General features: G+C 56.2%; 1 protein-coding gene. It reads right to left on the minus strand.

Annotation, left to right across the window (positions count from 1 at the left end; all coding sequences use genetic code 11):
* The coding region (locus tag VG556_RS22545; protein ID WP_423180073.1) for a zinc-binding dehydrogenase at positions 1 to 399 on the minus strand (399 nt) is incomplete at its 3' end.
* Between the last annotated feature and the right edge of the window lie 39 nt (positions 400 to 438).

A 438-nucleotide genomic window follows, 5' to 3' on the forward strand; every position in this document is an offset into this window, starting at 1 on the left:
TAGGTCAACTGTGTTCTGAATTCCAACAAAATCCAGCGCAAGCGTCACTCCGCGTGTACCCGCAATGCTACGAATTGAGTCAGTAGCTGCTTCCACGTGCTTTGTTTCGACGATGTGGTCAACCCCAAAGCGCTTAGCTTGCTCAAGTTTACCTGAGTCAACGTCGCCTGCGATTACTCGGGCCGGAGTCATGGCCTTAAGGAGCTGTAGCGCAATGTGTCCAAGTCCGCCTATGCCGAGCACCAGAACTGTTGCATCGGGCGTCAGTAGATGCATGGATGCCTTGATGGCATGATACGGCGTCAGCGCCGCGTCTGTCAGTGGCGCGGCCTCCACTGGGTCGAGATCGCCCAATGGAACCAAGAGTCGTTGAGACGGAACGATCATGTACTCGGCCATTCCGCCATCAGAGCCTAAGCCGCCGCCGAACGATGCGAG

It is taken from the genome of Stenotrophomonas sp. CASM106 (genome assembly GCF_049384825.1).
In the GTDB taxonomy this organism is placed as follows: Bacteria; Pseudomonadota; Gammaproteobacteria; order Xanthomonadales; family Xanthomonadaceae; genus Stenotrophomonas; species Stenotrophomonas muris.